This window comes from Pseudomonas sp. (genome assembly GCF_051660785.1).
In the GTDB taxonomy this organism is placed as follows: domain Bacteria; phylum Pseudomonadota; class Gammaproteobacteria; order Pseudomonadales; family Pseudomonadaceae; genus Aquipseudomonas.
In genome coordinates this window covers 1-19581 of sequence record NZ_JBOFQE010000065.1, presented here as the reverse complement: position 1 = coordinate 19581, position 19581 = coordinate 1, and the positions used below count along the sequence as shown (strand labels likewise).

Annotated in this window: 13 protein-coding genes; 5 read left to right on the top strand and 8 right to left on the bottom strand. The window is 58.0% G+C overall.

What is annotated here, in order from left to right; all coding sequences use genetic code 11:
• Nucleotides 1-100 precede the first annotated feature (100 nt).
• Complete coding sequence (locus ACRC4F_RS18125) at nt 101-469, bottom strand: PilZ domain-containing protein (protein ID WP_438660585.1); 369 nt, start codon at nt 467-469, stop codon at nt 101-103.
• Nucleotides 470-628: 159 nt separating this feature from the next.
• On the opposite strand from ACRC4F_RS18125, the gene ACRC4F_RS18120 reads away from it, so the two are divergent.
• The 3 genes from ACRC4F_RS18120 to yjiA all read left to right on the top strand — a co-directional run bounded on the left by ACRC4F_RS18120 (nt 629) and on the right by yjiA (nt 4039).
• Entirely contained in the window at nt 629-2695 is a 2067-nt protein-coding gene (locus tag ACRC4F_RS18120) for a carbon starvation CstA family protein (RefSeq protein WP_438660584.1), read from the top strand.
• Nucleotides 2696-2709: 14 nt separating this feature from the next.
• Nucleotides 2710-2907 (top strand): YbdD/YjiX family protein, encoded by a 198-nt coding sequence (locus ACRC4F_RS18115; protein WP_008154232.1) that lies wholly within the window; start codon nt 2710-2712, stop codon nt 2905-2907.
• A gap of 163 nt (nt 2908-3070) precedes the next feature.
• The gene (gene yjiA, locus ACRC4F_RS18110) at nt 3071-4039 is read left to right on the top strand and encodes a GTPase (RefSeq protein ID WP_438660583.1); all 969 of its coding nucleotides are present in this window, start codon (nt 3071-3073) and stop codon (nt 4037-4039) included.
• 148 nt (nt 4040-4187) lie between these two features.
• On the opposite strand, the gene ACRC4F_RS18105 is transcribed toward yjiA, so the two are convergent.
• The 3 genes from ACRC4F_RS18105 to ACRC4F_RS18095 are packed head-to-tail and all read right to left on the bottom strand — an operon-like array spanning nt 4188 to nt 6968.
• Complete coding sequence (locus ACRC4F_RS18105) at nt 4188-4871, bottom strand: GntR family transcriptional regulator (RefSeq protein WP_438660582.1); 684 nt, start codon at nt 4869-4871, stop codon at nt 4188-4190.
• A 25-nt stretch (nt 4872-4896) separates the two neighbouring features.
• The gene (locus tag ACRC4F_RS18100) at nt 4897-5601 is read right to left on the bottom strand and encodes a FadR/GntR family transcriptional regulator (protein ID WP_438660581.1); all 705 of its coding nucleotides are present in this window, start codon (nt 5599-5601) and stop codon (nt 4897-4899) included.
• A 53-nt stretch (nt 5602-5654) separates the two neighbouring features.
• Nucleotides 5655-6968 carry a C4-dicarboxylate transporter DctA gene (locus ACRC4F_RS18095; protein WP_438660580.1) on the bottom strand — a complete coding sequence of 438 codons (1314 nt, stop codon included), beginning with the start codon at nt 6966-6968 and terminating at the stop codon, nt 5655-5657.
• A gap of 859 nt (nt 6969-7827) precedes the next feature.
• Between ACRC4F_RS18095 and lanM the strand changes: the two genes are divergently transcribed.
• Nucleotides 7828-10857 carry a type 2 lanthipeptide synthetase LanM gene (gene lanM / locus ACRC4F_RS18090; protein WP_438660579.1) on the top strand — a complete coding sequence of 1010 codons (3030 nt, stop codon included), beginning with the start codon at nt 7828-7830 and terminating at the stop codon, nt 10855-10857.
• 75 nt (nt 10858-10932) lie between these two features.
• On the opposite strand, the gene glyA is transcribed toward lanM, so the two are convergent.
• Nucleotides 10933-12186 (bottom strand): serine hydroxymethyltransferase, encoded by a 1254-nt coding sequence (glyA, locus tag ACRC4F_RS18085; protein WP_109634995.1) that lies wholly within the window; start codon nt 12184-12186, stop codon nt 10933-10935.
• A gap of 239 nt (nt 12187-12425) precedes the next feature.
• Nucleotides 12426-16274, bottom strand: coding sequence for a sensor domain-containing protein (locus ACRC4F_RS18080; protein ID WP_438660578.1), 3849 nt, complete (start codon nt 16272-16274; stop codon nt 12426-12428).
• A gap of 285 nt (nt 16275-16559) precedes the next feature.
• Here ACRC4F_RS18080 and ettA point away from each other — a divergent pair, with 285 nt between their 5' ends.
• Nucleotides 16560-18224 carry an energy-dependent translational throttle protein EttA gene (gene ettA, locus ACRC4F_RS18075; RefSeq protein ID WP_438660577.1) on the top strand — a complete coding sequence of 555 codons (1665 nt, stop codon included), beginning with the start codon at nt 16560-16562 and terminating at the stop codon, nt 18222-18224.
• 248 nt (nt 18225-18472) lie between these two features.
• Here the strand turns inward: ettA and ACRC4F_RS18070 are convergent, their stop codons facing one another.
• Complete coding sequence (locus ACRC4F_RS18070) at nt 18473-18967, bottom strand: GreA/GreB family elongation factor (protein ID WP_438660576.1); 495 nt, start codon at nt 18965-18967, stop codon at nt 18473-18475.
• A 70-nt stretch (nt 18968-19037) separates the two neighbouring features.
• Nucleotides 19038-19394 carry a hypothetical protein gene (locus ACRC4F_RS18065; RefSeq protein WP_438660575.1) on the bottom strand — a complete coding sequence of 119 codons (357 nt, stop codon included), beginning with the start codon at nt 19392-19394 and terminating at the stop codon, nt 19038-19040.
• Between the last annotated feature and the right edge of the window lie 187 nt (nt 19395-19581).

Here is a 19581-nt window from a genome sequence, read left to right as displayed (position 1 = left end):
GAGCCTGCTCGCGATAGCGGACTATCAATCAACATCATCGTTGAATGCTAAACCGCTATCGCGAGCAGGCTCGCTCCCACATTGGATCATTGTTGAACCGTCAGATTTCGATCAGGGCGCCCAATTCGCGCTCCAGTTCCTCGGGATCGCCCAGGTTGAACTCGATCAACCGCCGCAGGCGTTCAATCGATTCCAGGCTGATGTGTTTGCAGACGAAGCCGAGTTGGCCATGGTCATTGTGGGTCAACATCACATCCATCTTGATCTCGACGTCCTCGGTCAGATGAATATCGACCAGGAAATGCCAGTCCGGATTACCCAGCCACGGCTCGGGCTTCTCGATCAGCAGTCCCTTGAGTGACAGGTCGATCAGCTTCACCGGCCAGGTGAATTCCCCTTGGCTCAGTTCGGTTTTGGCATCGAACGCAATACGTTTGAAGCGGCGGCGATCGGCAGGGTGCTCGCTCATGGCGCAATCCTCTGAATGTCCGCTGACTATAGACCCGCCTTGTTAAAGCTTGCCAGCAAAGTGATGGCTCTCGACCAATGTCGGGGTATGGTCTTTGCCGTCAGGCGAGCTAAACTCGGGGTGGCTGTCTTTCTTGTCCACCCTGGCTGGAATCATAAAATGAAAAATAATAATAGCCTGCTACGCCACCTACCCTGGCTGCTGCTGGCAATCGTAGGCGCGTGCGCCCTTGGTGTCGTGGCATTGCGCCGAGGTGAGGCGATCAACGCCTTGTGGATTGTGGTCGCCGCCGTGGCCATTTATCTGGTTGCGTATCGTTACTACAGTCTGTTCATCGCCAACAATGTGATGCAACTCGACCCGCGACGGGCCACCCCCGCCGTACTCAACAATGACGGTCTGGACTACGTGCCGACCAACAAACACATCCTCTTTGGTCACCACTTCGCCGCCATCGCTGGCGCGGGGCCGCTGGTCGGTCCGGTTTTAGCCGCGCAAATGGGCTATCTGCCCGGCACGCTGTGGCTGATTGCCGGTGTGGTGCTGGCCGGTGCCGTTCAGGACTTCATGGTCCTGTTCATGTCCACCCGCCGCAACGGCCGCTCCCTGGGCGACATGGTCCGTGAAGAAATGGGCCGAATCCCCGGCACCATCGCGCTGTTTGGCTGCTTCCTGATCATGATCATCATCCTCGCGGTGCTGGCGTTGATCGTCGTGAAAGCCCTGGCCGAAAGCCCGTGGGGGATTTTCACGGTGATGGCGACCATCCCGATCGCGATGTTCATGGGCATTTACATGCGCTACATCCGCCCGGGCCGCATCGGTGAAATCTCCATCGTCGGCGTGCTGTTACTGCTGGGTTCTATCTGGCTCGGTGGGCAGATTGCCGCCGATCCGGTCTGGGCCAAAGCCTTTACCTTCAGTGGCGTGCAGATTACCTGGATGCTGGTCGGTTACGGTTTCGTGGCCGCCTCGCTGCCGGTGTGGCTGATTCTGGCGCCGCGTGACTACCTGTCGACCTTCCTGAAGATCGGCACCATCGTCGCGTTGGCAATCGGCATCCTGATCACCACGCCCGAGCTAAAAATGCCGGCGCTGACCCAGTTCATTGATGGCACCGGGCCGGTGTGGAAGGGCGGGTTGTTCCCGTTCCTGTTTATCACCATCGCCTGTGGCGCGGTCTCCGGTTTCCACGCGCTGATCTCCTCCGGCACTACGCCGAAGCTGCTGGATAACGAAGTCAACGCCCGTTACATCGGTTACGGCGGCATGCTGATGGAATCCTTCGTCGCCATCATGGCGATGGTCGCGGCTTCGGTGATCGAGCCAGGTGTGTACTTCGCGATGAACAGCCCGGCGGCCGTCGTCGGTGGTGACGTGGTGACCGTGGCCCAGACCGTCAGCAGCTGGGGTTTTGCAATCACTCCGGAAGCGCTGCAAGCGGTGGCCAAGGACATCGGTGAAACCACCATCCTGGCCCGTGCCGGCGGTGCGCCGACCCTGGCGGTCGGTATCGCGCAGATCCTGCACAGTGTCCTGCCGGGTGAAAACACCATGGCGTTCTGGTACCACTTCGCGATCCTGTTCGAAGCGCTGTTCATCCTGACCGCGGTCGACGCCGGCACCCGTGCCGGGCGGTTCATGCTGCAGGACTTGCTCGGTTCCTTCGTGCCGGCGCTGAAACGCACCGAATCCTGGACCGCCAACCTGATCGCAACCGCCGGTTGCGTGGCGATGTGGGGCTGGTTGCTGTACCAAGGCGTGATCGATCCACTGGGCGGCATCAACACCTTGTGGCCGCTGTTCGGTATCTCCAACCAGATGCTGGCCGGTATCGCGCTGATGCTCGGCACCGTCGTGCTGATCAAAATGAAACGCCAGCGCTACGTGTGGGTGACCATGCTGCCCGCCGTATGGCTGTTGATCTGCACCACTACCGCAGGCTTCATCAAGCTGTTCGACGCCAACCCGGCGATCGGCTTCCTGTCGTTGGCGAAAAAATACAGCGATGCCCTGGCCAACGGTCAGATCCTCGCCCCGGCCAAGGACATCACTCAAATGCAGCACGTGATCTTCAACGCTTACACCAACGCAACGCTCACCGCGCTGTTCCTGTTCGTGGTCTTCAGCATCCTGTTCTATGCGCTCAAGGTCGGTATCTCGGCCTGGGGCACCAAGGAACGCACGGATAAAGAAGCACCGTTCCAGGCGCTGCCGGATGCGTAATCGAGGAATGCACGATGTTCAATGACCTGAGTCGCCTCGGTAAATACCTCGGTCAGGCCGCACGCCTGATGGTCGGCATGCCCGACTACGACAACTACGTCGAGCATATGCAGACCAAACACCCGGACAAACCGGTGATGACTTACGAGATGTTCTTCCGGGAACGTCAGGAGGCTCGTTACGGTGGCAAGGGTGGGCCGAAGTGCTGTTGACCCGGTTGTCGGGTTAACAGCAATTCCTGTGGGAGCTAGCCTGCTGGCGATGGCGGACTGTCAATCAACAGTGATGTTGAATGTTCAGCCGCCATCGCTAGCAGGCTAGCTCCCGCATTTGTTTTTGTGTTGAATTCTCATTTTGTAAAACAGGAGATTCCCGTTGTCCTCTCCCATCCCGGTAACGATTCTCAGCGGCTTCCTCGGTGCCGGCAAGACCACGCTGCTGCGCCACCTGCTCAAAGCCGAACACGGCCTGAAAATCGCTGTGATCGAGAACGAATTCAGCGACGCCGGTATCGACACCCAGTTGTTGGGCGACGAACCCGTGCAAGTGATGACGCTGTCCAACGGCTGCGTCTGCTGCACCATCCACACCGATTTGACCAAGGCCTTGTACCTGCTGCTCGAACGCCTGGACAGCGGCGAAATTGCCTTTGACCGGCTGGTGATCGAGTGCACCGGTCTGGCCGACCCGGCGCCAGTGGCGCAAACCTTTTTCATCGATGAAGAGCTGCGCGAGCGTTATATCCTCGACGGCATCATCACCCTGGTCGACGCGGCGCACGCCGACACTCACCTGACCCAGACCATCGCCCAGGCGCAAATCGGTTTCGCCGACCGCTTGCTGGTGAGCAAGCGCGATCTGGTGGACGAAGCGACGTTTACCGCGCTGAGCGAGCGCCTGACCCGCATCAATCGTCGCGCGCCGATTCGCGTGGTCGAACACGGCAAGATCGACCTGGCCGAACTGCTCGACGTGCGCGGTTTCAACCTGAATGCCGACCTCGGCGGCATAAGCCTGCGCCCGGTGGGCAAAGCGCCGTCCATCGATCGTATTTCCAGCCTGGTGCTGCGCACTGACAAGCCGCTGGATATCGACAAGCTCAGCGAGTTCATGAATGAACTGCTGGAAGACCATGGCAAGCAATTGCTGCGGTACAAAGGGGTGTTGAACATCGTGGGCGAACCGCGGCGGATGGTGTTTCAGGGGGTGCTGAAGCTTTACGGATTCGACTGGGATACCGAATGGGCGGACGACGAGAAGCGGGAAAGCGTGATCGTGTTTATCGCCGATGATTTGCCGGAAGAGAAGATTCGTGAGGGGTTTGCGCGGGTGGCGGCGGAGTAAAGACAAAGATTTTCAGTGAATCTTATGCCGTCATCGTCGGATCGCCGCCCGGAGCCGGCTCGCTCCCACATTTTGATCTGTGTGCCAGCCACAAAAAGGGGGGCATGCAAAGATCCAATGTGGGAGCGAGCCTGCTCGCGATAGCGATCTAACCGGCGACACGATTCTGGCGCGATATCGGTTGTGAGTTCAGCAATACCGCCTCTAAATGGTCCAGATGCCGACTCAGTAATGCCTCGGCAGCCACGGCATTCCCACCCTCCACCGCATTCATAATGTCCTCGTGCCACCCGCAATCACCTTCTAACGGCACATCAAACTGCGCAATCGCCAGCGAAGTCAGCGGCACCAGACTGCCCAGAAAATGCGCCAACGGTGCATTCCCCGCCATTTCAGCCAACTGCAAATGAAACTCCCCGGACAACCGGATCGACGGGCCGCGCGCTGTACAGTGGCGCTCGCGATCGATCAGGGCACGCAAGCGATTCAAGTCTTGCGCATGAGGTTGCCGGCAGGCCAGTCGCACCAAAGTGGTCTCGGTCAGCCGCCGGGCATGCAACGTCTGCCGGGTCTGTTCGGCATCAAGCGCGGCGACGCGGGGCCGATGGTTCGGGCGAAGGACGATGATCTGCTGATGGGACAGCCGCGTCAGGACGCCACGAATGTCACTGCGTCGAACGCTGAACATTTGCGCCAGGCTTTCTTCGGTAAAGCGGCTGGACGCCGTGAGGCGCTGTTCGAGAATGGTGTCGAAGATCCGCGAATAGAGATCGTCCGCCCGCGCTGGAAAGGGCAGGGCAGTGAGTGTCTGCGGTGAAGCGAAGCTATTCATGGCCTGTCTCCAGTTCGAAGCAGTTTTAACTGCCGAGGTTGTCGTCCGGGATATTCAGTTCGATGCCCATCCGCTGGCCTTCCCGAAGGATGTGCCGACGCATTTCGGCGCTGGCCTGGGCGCTGTTCTTGCTGCGGATCGCACGCACCACGGCCTCGTTCTCCTCAAGGCGTTCAGCCAGATGCTCGGGGGAGTTGCGCAACACCTCGGCGCTTTGTTTGAGGGCGTTGCTGGTCTGCTGCACCACGCTCTGGAAAATCGGGTTCGAGGTCAGCGTGAACAGCTCTTCGTGGAAGGCGATGTAGGCGTTCACCCCGGCTTCGCTGTCGTTGGCCTCCAGGGCCTCGCGCATGTCCATCAGGGTCAGGCGCAGTTGCCCGACTTCCTTGCTGCTGATCGACTGCGCGACCAGACCGACGATAAAAGGCTCGAGGGTATAGCGCAGTTGCAGCACGTCTTCCAGGCTCGCACCGGCCACTGCATTGTCATGACTTTGGCTGTCAGCCAGATGGGCATCCAGTACCACCACGCCTTTACCCGGCATCGAACGCACAAGTCCAAGGGTTTCCAGCACAATCACCGCTTCGCGCAGGCTCGGGCGGCTGATGCCCAGTTGTTCGGCCAGTTCACGCTGGCCCGGCAGCATTTCGCCGGAGCGCCATTGACCACGGGCCAAGGCGGCCCGGAGTTTTTCTACCACTGAGTTGACGACGGTTGACGAGGTGATCACTGTTCGCTCCAAGTCGCGATAAGTGTGCCTGCCCACAGGCAGGCACACGTTGTTTAAAATTCCTGCTGATGCGCCGGGGCAACCGGTTTTCTCGGCTGGAAGGTATAACCCACCTGACCGGAAAGTACTTTGTTCGCCCGTTGAATATCGATGTCCTTTTCCCAGCGTGCGATGGCCACGGTGGCGACACAGTTACCAATCAGGTTGGTCAGCGCCCGACCGATGCCCATGAACCAGTCCACCGCCAGCACCAGCACCAGACCGACCACCGGAATTGCCGGGATCGCGGTCAGCGTCGCCGCCAGAATCACCAACGCCGAGCCGGGAATCCCGTGTGCACCTTTGGACGTAATCAACGACACCAGCAGAATCGTCAGCAGGTCGGTCATGGCCAGCGGCGTACCGGTGGCATTGGCGATGAAGACGATGGCCAAGGTCAGGTAGATCGAAAAACCGTCCAGGTTGAACGAGTACCCGGTTGGAATCACCAGACCCACCGTCGAACTGCCGATGCCCAGGTGCTCAAGCTTGCGCATGATTTGAGGCAACACCGCATCGGACGAAGCGGTGCCCATGACGATCAGCAGTTCTTCGCGCAGGTACTTGAGCAGCGGCCACATCTTCAGGCCCGAAAGGCGCATCACCAAGCCGAGAATCAACGACACGAACGCCACGCATGTCAGATAAAACAGGCCGACCAGGCTGCCCAGATGCTGCAGCGAATCCAGGCCGTATTTGCTGGTGGTGAAAGCGATGGCGCCGAACACGCCGATCGGCGCCAGGCGCACAATCATGCCCATGATGCGAAAGATCACGTGGCTGAGTTCGTTGATCAACCGCGAAATGCCGGAAGCCGCTTCGCCCACCAGGTTCAGCGCGCTGCCGAACAGTACCGAGAACAGCAGCACTTGCAGGATGTTGTTCTCCGCGAACGCGCCAATGACCGACGTCGGGATCAGGTTCATCAGGAACTGGGAGGTGGTTTGCATGTGCTGGCCGCGCTGGGCGATGTCGCCCATGTCGGCAGCGGAAAGCTGTTCCAGATGAATGTTCGCGCCGCTGCCGATGCCGGTGGTGAAGGCGAACACCAGACCGATCACCAGGGCGATGGTGGTCAGGATCTCGAAGTAGATCACCGATTTCAGGCCGATGCGACCGACCTTCTTCAGGTCGCCGGCACCGCTGATGCCACTGACCACTACGCAGAACACGATCAGACCGATGAGCATCTTGATCAGTTTGATGAAACCGTCGCCAAGCGGTTTGAGCTGGGCGGAGTATTCAGGAAGGGTCAGCCCGCAGACGATGCCGAGCACCAGTCCGAGAACCACTTGGAGGAAGATTGAACGCGAGCACCATCTGAGCATGGGAGGAATCCTGGTCGGTGTCCTGGCTGCCGTGCGCGGGGCGCATCAGATTCAGGACTTAATTATTGTGGTCTTACCGGTATGTCCAGTGCAGGCGCAGTCTACGCTGGGTTTTTTTAAGATTACAAGCGGAAAGCTAAAAATTGGCATGACCGGTCTGACCAGTGGTGATTTGGCAGGGTTTGGCTTGCCTGCAAGAGTGGGCAAGAATCGACGCAAGGCTCAAAGGGATAGTCAACAGGCAGGCTTAAGGAATGGGCTATGTTGAACTTCCATGGGCGTCGGGTTGTAAGAAAACGTTAATTCGTGTTTTCACACGTTTGAATTAAACCAGGTGTCAGGGCGCTAAGTGGCTGTTGATTTTCATCGTTGTAACATTTTTGTTAGTAATCGATGTTCAGAGTTTATTGGCTTGTCCGGCTGCCAGAGTATCTGAGCTTTACAAAATGTTTAATTGAGAACGATCTCTGCCAGTTAGTGTGGTTGTGGTGGGGCGTGTGCAGATAACGATGTTGTTAGCATTTGGTTTCATTTAAAGAGAGATAAATGTCGTTAGTAGATGATAATTTTGATTTTCGCCAACCAAGGCGAATAATATTTTTATCAGGAGATACTACATGCAAGAGCTAATTTTGGATCTGTCCGGTGAGTTTGGTGCGGATTTCCAATCCTATGTAAATTCTGGTAACGCCATTATTGCAGCGGAAGTGGGTTGTGAAACCACTGTCAGTTGCTCGACCTTAGCGTGCACTGCGCTCGGCTGCTGCCTCCCGTAATAATCCGGGGCGGACCTTGGTCCGCCTTGTTTTTACCAATAGTGTCAGGTATTTACCAATCTTCTGAATGTCGAGTGAGCATCATGAGCGCAGCAAAGGCGCAAGATTATGACGCACTGAGCAAAATGATCGACCTTTTGCACAAAGATGATAAAGCTGTTCAGCGTTACTTTGGTGTCGGTCGTCAGGCGTTGCTGGAAGAATATCGAGATAGTTTGTCCTCCGGTCAGAATAAAGATGCTCCGGTGGATGATGCGATTGCAGCGAAAGTTGAACGCATTGTTTCATTGCCGTTGGAAGATGGCACTGAACAAATTGTGTTCGGAAGGTTTTATGCTCGCTGGTATTGTCTGCTGAAACATGTTTTTGAAAGTGATCTGAAATACAGCTCCATGTGTGAATGGATTGATGTGGATGCGTTTCTGCCAAGTATCCGTCCTCACTTGACCGCACTGGTTAAAAGTCTGGCAGAGAAATCGCTGGTTCATCATTTGAATAGCCGGATAGCTGACGGCGCTGATCTGGATCCGGAATCTTTCGATAAAGAACTGGCGGACGCGGGGCTGGCACAATTCCTGACATCGTATCCGGTGCTGACACGTATGCTGGTAGAGCGGATCGAAGATACCGTGGCGTACCTGTACAAAATCCTCAAATATTTCGCCGAGGATTTACCACAGCTCAAGAGCACTTTTGCCTTGTGTGACAGGCGCGTCGGTGCGATCTCATTGGGGCTCGGAGACGCCCATGCCAACGGTGAAACCGTCTGTTGCGTGCAGGTTGGCAGACAGGAATTGATTTTCAAGCCAAGAAACAATCGTGAAGCGTTGTTTTACAGTGCTTTGCTCGAGCATTTGCGGACGCATACGGGAAATAGCTGCTTTGCCGTTTACGCACCACTGATGGTTTCCCTGGATGATCACTGCTGGATTGAAAAAATCGAAAACGTGCCCTGCGAAACGGAGAGTGAGTTATTGCTCTTCTTTCAGCGCCTTGGGGCACAGGTTGCGGTGATCCATGCCTTGAACGGCATCGACTTTCATTATGAAAATGTCATCGCCTGTGGCGGCAGTCCGGTCATGATCGATCTGGAATGCCTGTTCACTCCGGCGATGGTCGACTTGAAGGTTGATGTGCCTCATGGCCGGGCGCTCTTCAAGATCATCAAGCTCAACAGCCAGTCGGTGTTTACAACGGGTTTTGTGCCTAATTCAGCAGGCTCGGATAACGACCAAAGTGGCCTGAGTCGGCAGCAGCAGTTCGTCGCCATCAGAAAACACCTTGTGCTTGAGGAGGGTTTTTATCGCTTGAAGCCGCATGACGTCGACAACCGGCCGCAGATGCGACACCTGCCCATTCTTGCCGGCGAAACGCGTTCGGTCATTGATTACAGGGCCGCCTTTTTCAGCGGTTTCGAGCTTGGTTACGATGAAATCGTTAACCGCCGAGAGGCAATACTCCAATTGCTGCAAAGGCATGCCGAAGGGTTGAAGTCTCGCGTACTGATCAAAAATACCCGACGCTACGCCGACTTCATCGCAATGATGACTCACCCGCGGTTTACCCGATGCCAGCTGAAGCATGAACTACTGTTGGCAACCTTGTGGGCTGATATTGGCGAGACGCTTAACGACTACGACATTCCAAGGCACGAGATCAACGATCTGAAGAAGGCCAATTTCCCCTGCTTCACTCAATCCCTACTGTCTGACCATCTGCTCAATGCGCAGGGACAGTCCGTTGCGCTTTTGCCTATTGAGCGCCCCTTTGAGAGTTGCCGGCGCAAGCTGGAAATGCTGTCGCCCAAAGACAAGGCCTTTCAGATTCACATATTGCAGGCGTGTTTGTTGCCTGGCGCCAGCGAACCGCTTAATCGAAGTCATCATCTTGTGGCTGCACCTGATCTCGGCCACGCGCAGTACCTGGACGGCGCCATGCGAATAGCCGGGATCATTGAAAACAACCGCATAGAAGGTGAGGACGGCGATGTCGGCTGGACGTTCATGGATACGCATGCACGAACCAGACGTAACTTCATAACGTACATGGGCAACAGTTTGTACAACGGAATGGGAGGCCTGGCGATTTTCTACCTGAGCCTGTTCCGGATCAGTGGGGAGACGCGCCACCGGGATGAGGCCGAGCGAATCCTGTGTGCGATAAGCCAATCCCAGGAGCATTTTCCAGACAAACTGGCGGTCAGTGCCTATTTCGGTCTGACCTCCTACCTGTACGTGTTGGTCAATTATGAGCTGATGACTGGCCGCCAGACCTATCGGGCCACCGTCGAAGCGCTGTTGTTGAAACTGTCGGATTTTCCACGCGAAGGTGATGAGTTCGATTTCATTCAAGGCTGGTGTGGCGCCCTGACCGTTCTGGTGAATCTCTTTCAGCTTGAAGAGCGTGAAGCATTGCGCTCCCTGATTGAAAAGCTCTCACATGCCATTCAAGCGGCACTGACGCTGGACAACGGAACACTGCGACTCAATGCAACGGGAAAACCGCTGTGGACCGGTTTTTCTCATGGTATTTCCGGAGTTTTGCAGGCAATCGGCAAAGCTTGGGAGGTCACGAAAGATCCGCTGCTCGTCGAGCTGATTGCACAGTGGTTGCAGGCAGAAAACCGTTTCACGGTCGATGGCTTCTGGCTTGATCTGCGGGAAAACGCGAAATCTGCATCCGCTGTAAAGTGGTGCCATGGCGACGGCGGTATTCTCATTTCCCGACGTTGGCTGACTCAAGCGATGGGGCGCGCGCTGGACGCCGACACCAGAACGATGCTCGAGCAGGATGCCGAACGTTGCGAGCTTCATCTGTGGGAGCAAGGCCTGGGGTCTGGTTACAGCTTGTGCCATGGTGACTTCGGCAATCTGATGTGTCTGCTCAAACTCTATCGCGACACCCGCAATGAGCAGGGCCTGGCGAAGGTAAATCGCGCGCTCTCCCAAGTGACTCACAATTTCTTCAAGGAAGATTTTCTGGATGAGCACAGCATTCCCGACCTCGGCATGATGCTCGGAATCACGGGCGTCGGTCAGGCCCTGTTGCATGCCGTGGACGCCGGTTTGCCTGATGTGTTGTCGCTGGAGTTTGCAAAACCGGTTGCTGCCTGATTCATACAAAACCCGAGCGAAAAAAAACCGGCCATCACTGGCCGGTTTTTTTATGACTGCGGTTCAGCGGTGCAATTAAGCGCCGTACACCGGCAGCTTCTTGCAGATGGCCTTGACCTTCTCACGAACGGCGTCGATCACCGCTTCGTTGTTCAGGTCAGCCAGGATGTCGCAGATCCAGCCGGCCAGCTCTTTGCACTCTGCTTCCTTGAAGCCGCGAGTGGTCACAGCCGGAGTGCCGAAGCGCAGGCCGGAGGTGACGAACGGGGAGCGTGGGTCGTTTGGCACGGAGTTCTTGTTCACGGTGATGAACGCTTTGCCCAGAGCGGCGTCGGCGTCTTTACCGGAGATTTCCTGCTTGATCAGCGACAGCAGGAACAGGTGGTTTTCAGTACCGCCGGAAACCACGTCAAAACCGCGCTCGATGAAGACGCTGGCCATGGCCTGGGCGTTTTTCACCACTTGTTGCTGGTAGGTCTTGAACTCAGGTTGCAGCGCTTCCTTGAAGCAGATCGCCTTGGCAGCGATCACGTGCTCCAGCGGGCCACCCTGGGCGCCCGGGAATACCGCGGAGTTCAGCTTCTTCTCGATGTCGGCGTTGGCGCGAGCCAGGATCAGGCCGCCACGTGGACCGCGCAGGGTCTTGTGCGTGGTGGTGGTCACGACGTCAGCGAATGGAACCGGGTTCGGGTAGACGCCAGCGGCGACCAGACCGGCCACGTGGGCCATGTCGACGAACAGGTAGGCGCCAACCTTGTCAGCGATTTCGCGGAAACGCGGGAAGTCCAGAATCTGCGAGTAGGCAGAGAAACCGGCCACGATCATTTTCGGCTTGTGTTCAACGGCCAGGCGCTCGACTTCGTCGTAGTCGATCAGGCCATTGGCGTCGATGCCGTACTGAACGGCGTTGTACAGCTTGCCGGAGGAGGAAACGCTGGCGCCGTGGGTCAGGTGACCGCCGTGGGCCAGGCTCATGCCCAGGATGGTGTCGCCCGCTTGCAGCAGCGCCAGGTACACGGCGCTGTTGGCTTGGGAACCGGCGTGCGGCTGAACGTTGGCGTAATCGGCGCCGAACAGTTCTTTGGCGCGGTCGATGGCCAGCTGCTCAACCACGTCGACGAACTCGCAACCACCGTAGTAGCGCTTGCCCGGGTAGCCTTCGGCGTACTTGTTGGTCAGTACCGAGCCTTGAGCTTCCATCACCGCTGGGCTGGTGTAGTTTTCCGAAGCGATCAGCTCGATGTGTTCTTCCTGGCGCTGAGCTTCTTGCTCCATGGCGGCAAAAAGATCGGCGTCGTACTTGGCAATAGTCAAATCACGGCTGAACATGGCGGTCCTCAAGGATCGGGGCAGAAAAGGGGGGCATTCTAACCCAATGGGTTTTAGATGGCATATGAAAGGACATCATGTCGCAGACAAGTGGGCTTCATGACGGGATCAGCGGTGATCGTGCCGACTCAATCGCCAGCAGGCTGGCTCCCACAGTAATCGCGATAGCCTGCAAATTTCCTGACCGACATAAATTCTTGTGGGAGCCAGCCTGCTGGCGATGGCCTCTCCACAAAATTTCAGTCGAACATGAAGAGCGCATCATTACTGAACTGCGCTTCAAACCGGCCCGCCGGCATCGGCCGCCCGAACAGATACCCCTGAACCTCATCACACCCATGCTCACGCAGGAAGTCGAGTTGCTCGTGGGTTTCCACGCCCTCGGCGATCACCGCCAGATTCAGACTATGGGCCATGGCGATAATCGCTCGGGCAATCTGCGCATCCTGTTCACCCGACGGCAGGCCATCAACGAAGGTGCGGTCGATCTTCAGCACGTCGATCGGGAATTGCTTGAGGTAGTTGAGCGATGAATAACCAGTGCCAAAGTCATCGACCGCAATGCTCAGGCCGAGGTTTTTCAGCCCTGCGAGGATCTGCATTGCTTCACTGACTTCACGCATCAGGATACTTTCGGTCAGCTCCAGCTCAAGGCACGCCGGGGGCAGGCCGGTTTCGCGCAGGATCGTGGCGATCCGCGTGCCAAGCTGGCCGTCGGAGAACTGCCGGGCCGAGATGTTCACCGACACCTTCGGCACCCGCACCTTGGCCTGGTGCCAGGTCTTGAGCTGACGGCAGGCTTCGCTGATCACCCAGTCGCCGACATCCACCACCAGCCCGAGCTCTTCGAGCACCGGAATGAAATCCCCCGGCGGCACCAGGCCGCGACGTGGATGACGCCAGCGCAGCAGCGCTTCAGCGCCGGTCAGGCGTTTGCCGTCGCCGCTGAACTGCGGTTGGTAGTACAGAACGAATTCGTCTTGTTCCAGGGCATGCCGCAAGTCGCTTTCCAGTTCCAGGCGCTCCAGGGCGCTGGCGTTCATGTCCGCCTGATAGAACTGGAAGTTGTTCTTGCCGCGCTCCTTGGCGTGGTACATCGCGGTGTCGGCGTTCTTCATCAGCTGGCTGAGCTCGTTGCCATCCTGCGGGCTCAAAGCGATGCCGATACTGGCGGTGACGAAGAATTCGCGGCCTTCCAGCACGAACGGCTTCACCAGGCTGGCGAGAATTTGTTCCGCCACATGAATCGCCCGGTTCAAGGCGATTTCACGGTTGACCCGCGGTTGCAGGAGCAAGGTGAACTCATCGCCGCCCATGCGCGCCACGGTGTCGTCGTCATCGACGCAACCGAGCAGGCGCGTGGCCATTTCCTTGAGCATGCGGTCGCCCGCGGCGTGACCGAGGGAGTCGTTGATCGGCTTGAAGCGGTCGAGGTCGAGGAACATCAACACCACCCAGGACTTCTGTCGCTCGGCCGACTGCAGCGCGGTGTGCAGTCGATCCTGGAACAGCGTGCGGTTGGGCAGGTGGGTCAGGGCGTCGTAGTAGGCGAGGCGATGAATCCGCTGCTCACTGGCCTTGCGCTCGCTGATGTCGCTGAAGAAGCACACGTAACTGGCAAGGTCACCTTCATCGTCGAGCACTGCCGTAATGCCGACCCAGGCCGGATAATGCTCGCCGTTACGCCGCTTGAGCCAGACTTCGCCTTCCCAGGTGCTGTTCTGATGCAGTTGCTTGAGCACGTAACGCAGATGGGCTTCCTGCTGCTCGTCGACGGTCAGCATATTCGGCAACTGGTCCAGCACCTGCTCGACGGCATAACCGCTGACGCGACTGAACGCTTCGTTGGCCTGGACGATGTAGCCCGCCGGATCGGTGATCAGGATCGCCGAGGTCGAATGTTCGAATACCGTGGCCGCCATGCGCAGGTCCTTCTCGGCCCGGCGTTGCTGACTGATGTCGCGACCGACGCCCAGCACCCCTTCGAATGCACCGTGTTCGTCCCAGACCAGCACCAGCCGCAGCTCGATCGGTATCTTGCGCCCGTCGGCCCGCAGGCAATCGAACAGGAACAATTGGGTCTGCACCTGGCTGCGCAACAGCGCCAGTTGCTCGGGTTTATCCAGTGCTTTGCTGACCCGGTCCATCAGGCCGTAAATGCCAGTCAGTTGCTGCGGGTTGGCGATGGTCGATTGCCAGCCGTTCTGGAAGATCCATTCGGCGTCGTAGCCCAGCACGGCATGCACCGACGGACTGACGTAGTTGAGCGACATTTTGCTGTCGGTGGAGAAAATCACGTCGCTGATGCTTTCGGCGAGCATCCGGTAACGCTGCTCGCTGTCACGCAGGGATTCACTGGCTTCGATCTGATCAGTGATGTCCTTGGCCACGCCGATGATCCGCGTGACTTGATCGTGTTTATCCCGCGCCAGTGCCTGTTCACGAATGTCGAAACGCCGCCACTTGCCGTCGCGATGACGGAACCGCAGCTGGCATTGCAGCAATTGGGTGTAACCGGCGTGACGCTGGATCTGGCGCGAGCGGTGGTAGTAATCCGCATCTTCGGGGTGCAGGAGGATTTCCCAGAAATACTCGCCCATCTGGTGCAGCTCGGTGCGGTTGTAGCCCAGAGTCTGGCCCAGGTGATGGTTGCTGAAGATCATTCGCTGGCTGATCACGTCTTGCACGTACAGGTGATCCGGCACGGTGCGCACCACGTCGGACCAGAAGCCTTCACGTTCCAGTAACGACAGCTCGATGAGTTTGCGGCTGGTGATGTCGGTGATGCTCAGGATCACCGCTTTATAATCGTTCTGGTCTTCCGGCAGGCGCAGCACCAGCCACAAGTGCTGGTCGCGGCCATTGAAATCCTGGAGTTTGATTTCCAGCTCAAGCTGTTTCTGCCGGTTGAGCACCGTTTCGAGCACCTGATGGCCGATCGCGGTGCCATCCAGCGGCGAGCCATCAATCAACAGTTTCCAGGCCTGGGTGCAGGAATTGACGTTGAGCAGTTGCAGCGCGACCTGGTTGACCTCGGTGATGCGCAGCTCCGCCAGCAGTTGCCGGCGCTGTTCCGGTACTTCGAGCCAGGTCTTGAGTTGTTCGCTGTCGTGCAGGTGGGCCTTGTCGAAAAAGGTCTTGAGCCCCGAAACGTCAAGTACGCACAGGGCAACGCCCGTGCCTTCGAAAATATCGTGATAACGCCGACGGCCTTCATGCAGCTGGCGTTGGCGGCGGCGGATATTCAGCAGCACGATGAACGGCAGCAGGGAGAAGGCCAGGCCCAACAGGCATTTGCCGATGAATGCCGGTAGCAGCTGTTCGAGCACTTGCTGACGATCGAACAGTCCGCGCATCTGCCAGTCGCTGCTGCTCAGGGGAACTGTCAGCACGCTGTTGGCCATCTCGTCCGGCGTCACTGCGCCGGGGTTGACTGAAGGAGACCCTTCATCGCGACTGATGATCTGGTGATTGACCCGGTTTTCCACCAGCCACATCGGGCGCAGGCCGGCTTCGTTTGGTTTGGTCAATGACGAGAAAAAGGTCGGGGTCAGGCGCAGGGCCCAGTAGCCACGGCTACTGCCGCTGGCCTGATGCAGCAGCAGGTGCACCACTGAACCGTCGTCGGCATTGCTGAAATAGTGGGCCTGGGCGCGGCTGCGCCGGACCAGATCGCTCAGGTAGTTGGCGTCCTGGCTGTCGGCGGCGCTGTCGCTGAGGACTTTGCCGGAAGGACTGAGCAACGCCAGGCTGCGCAGTTCAGGCAGCGACTGTTGCAGCTTGCGCAGCAACGCCTGCTGTTCGTCGGCAGTTTGCGGTTGTTCGACGATCGGTAGCAGGTTCAGTGCGATCTGGGCATTGAGCGCCATGTTCAGGCTGACCTGCGCGGCCAGGTCGGCGGTGTAGTCGATGGTGTATTGACGCTGGTGTTTCTGGGTTTCGCGAAGCTGATCCAGCAACTGCCAGAACAGCAATGCGAGCAGCAACAGCACGAGCGTCGCCAATGCACCCTTCAAGGATCCGCGCAGGGGCGAGCCAGTCGCAGGATTGGGTGCGCTCACGGACGAAGGCGGAGAGACATTAGACAAACTGTAATCCTGCGGTTTGGCGGGACTGGCGCGACGTGCACTATAAGCCGGACGCCCGAAGGGCGGCTAGCATGCCTTGAGTTGTGGCTAAGTGCCAGCCCCTCACGGCTGGACTGCCTTCCGTCATTAAGGTAGCTTTGCCGGTTACGTGGGGGCGTTCCAGCTCCTAGAATCAGACTTTTTCAGCGCGCACGTATTGATAACCATCAATCGGACGACGCGCACAGTCTGGCCGGGCCTCGCCTGCGCTCCAATCATTCATCTGTCACTGACCCAAGGTTCTCCATGGCTCAATACGTCTTCACCATGCATCGGCTGGGCAAAGTTGTTCCGCCGAAGCGGGAAATCCTGAAAAACATTTCTCTGTCGTTCTTCCCCGGCGCCAAGATCGGTGTACTCGGCCTCAACGGTTCGGGTAAGTCCACGCTGTTGAAAATCATGGCGGGCGTCGACACCGAGTTCGAGGGCGAAGCCCGTCCGATGCCGGAGCTGAACATCGGCTACCTGCCTCAGGAACCGATCCTGGACCCGACCAAGACCGTGCGTGAAGTGGTCGAGGAAGCGGTCAGCGTGATCAAGAACGCCCAGGCACGCCTGGACGAGGTCTACGCCGCTTACGCCGAAGAAGATGCCGACTTCGACAAACTGGCCGCCGAACAGGCCAAGCTCGAAGCCATCCTGCAAGCCAGCGACGGTCACAACCTGGATCGCCAGCTGGAAGTCGCCGCCGATGCGCTGCGCCTGCCGGCCTGGGATGCCAAGATCGAATTCCTGTCTGGTGGTGAAAAGCGTCGTGTGGCCCTGTGCCGTCTGCTGCTGTCCGCCCCGGACATGCTGCTGCTCGACGAACCGACCAACCACCTGGACGCCGATTCCGTCGCCTGGCTGGAGCACTTCCTGCACGATTTCCCGGGCACCGTGGTAGCGATCACGCACGACCGGTACTTCCTCGACAACGTTGCGGGCTGGATTCTGGAACTCGACCGCGGCGCCGGTATCCCGTACGAGGGCAACTATTCGGGTTGGCTCGAAGCCAAGTCCGATCGTCTGGCTGCCGAATCCAAGCAGCAGTCGGCCCACGAAAAAGCCATGAAGGAAGAACTGGAGTGGGTGCGCAAAGGCGCCAAGGCCCGCCAGTCCAAATCCAAGGCTCGTCTGCAACGCTTCGAAGAAATGCAATCGCAGGAATTCCAGAAGCGCAGCGAAACCAACGAGATCTACATCCCGGCCGGTCCACGCCTGGGCGACAAGGTTATCGAATTCAAGAACGTTTCCAAGGGTTACGGCGATCGCGTGTTGATCGACAACCTGTCGTTCTCCATGCCTAAAGGCGCCATCGTTGGCGTGATCGGTGGTAACGGTGCGGGTAAATCGACCCTGTTCCGCATGCTGATGGGCAAGGAAACACCGGATTCGGGCAGCATCGAAGTCGGCGAAACCGTGCAGCTTGCTTGTGTGGATCAGAGCCGCGAAGACCTGGATGGCAGCAAGACTGTGTTCCAGCAAATCTCCGACGGTTCCGATCAGATCCGCATCGGCAACTACGAGATCCCGTCGCGTACCTACGTCGGTCGCTTCAACTTCAAGGGCGGCGATCAGCAGAAGTTCGTCAAGGACCTGTCCGGTGGTGAGCGCGGTCGCTTGCACCTGGCCCTGACCCTGAAAGAGGGCGGCAACGTCCTGCTGCTCGACGAACCGTCCAACGACCTCGACGTTGAAACCCTGCGTTCCCTGGAGGAAGCCCTGCTGGACTTCCCGGGCGCCGCCATTGTGATCTCTCACGATCGGTGGTTCCTTGACCGCGTCGCGACCCACATCCTGGCGTACGAAGACGACTCGCAAGCGGTGTTCTTCGAAGGTAACTACACCGAGTACGAAGCCGATCGCAAGAAACGCCTCGGCGAAGCAGCTTCCCAGCCGCATCGTGTACGGCACAAGAAACTGGCCTGATTTCGGGTGGGTTGCATGAAAAACGGAGCCTTCGGGGCTCCGTTTTTTTATGGGTGGCAGTTACACCGCGGCGCGGCCATCGCTAGCAGGCTAGCTCCCACAAGAGTTATGTGATCGACGCAAATCCACTGTGGGAGCTAGCCTGCCAGCGATGGCGGTCTGAGGTTCACCCAATCTCCCCCACAAGGATTATGTGATCGACGCAAATCCACTGTGGGAGCTAGCCTGCTAGCGATGGCGGCTTGAAGTCACCCGATCTCTATGCCCAGAATCTCAATCACCAAATCCCCCACCGGCCGCTTCCACACCACCTCATCTCCAACCTGCGCGCCCAGCAACGCCCGCCCCAGCGGCGAGCCCCAGTTGATCAGCCCGCTCGCAGCCTCCGCCTGATCCTCACCCACCAATTGCACGCGTTGTTCGTTGCCATTCTCATCGGCAAAGGTCACCCATGCGCCGATCTGCACTTTGTCGGTCGAGGAGGCCGGGACGACCAGTTGAGCGCTTTGCAGGCGTTGATTGAAATACCGCCAGTCACGCTCAAGGTCGGCCTGACGCTGTTTGTCAGCCAGTTCACCCTTGGCATTCTGTTCATTGATCAGGTTTTGCACCTCGGCGACTTTCGCCTGAAGCTGCACAAGCCCGGCGGGCGTGACGTAATTGGGCTGCGCGCTGACCTGCCGTTCGACTGGCTGATCGGCTTGCGCGGCGGCGTTATCTTCATTGACGAAGGCGCGACTCATGGTTTTCTCCCGTTATAGGGTTTGGGCCATGGTTACAGGCTTTTAGTTTCGACGGATGTCTGTCAGCGACTCATGGCGAGCGATAAGCCCGGGCGGCGTCCTGGTCTTTCTGTTGCTGCCAGGTTTTGTCCCGATCGTCCCAATGATGGCTGCGATAATCCTCGCGATCCTCGCTTTCGCGCATGGCCTGGCACTGGCGAAACCCGTCGCTCCAGCCTTCGGCGTACTGCTTGTCCTTGAGATAGCGCGGGACGTTCTTGCGAAATTCCCCGGTGATGGCCCCGGCGGCTTGCCGGCCACTGCTGCAACCGTCATCGAAACCGTCGGCGAACGCCGGTGGATAACCCCTGGCGATCAAATTCTCGTGGGTGGTCTGGCAGCCCGCGATCAACATCAACAAACTAAACACACCTGCGCAACGCCACATCCTGGACTCCCGGGCCGTTGGACGGCCTACAGGTGGAGTCTACGAGTGGATTCGTGAGGGGGATGTGCAAGGGCTGTGAAAAATCCATTGAACACCACAAAACCAATGTGGGAGCGAGCCTGCTCGCGATAGCGGAGTGTCAGTCGACATCAACGTTGACTGATACACCGCCATCGCGAGCAGGCTC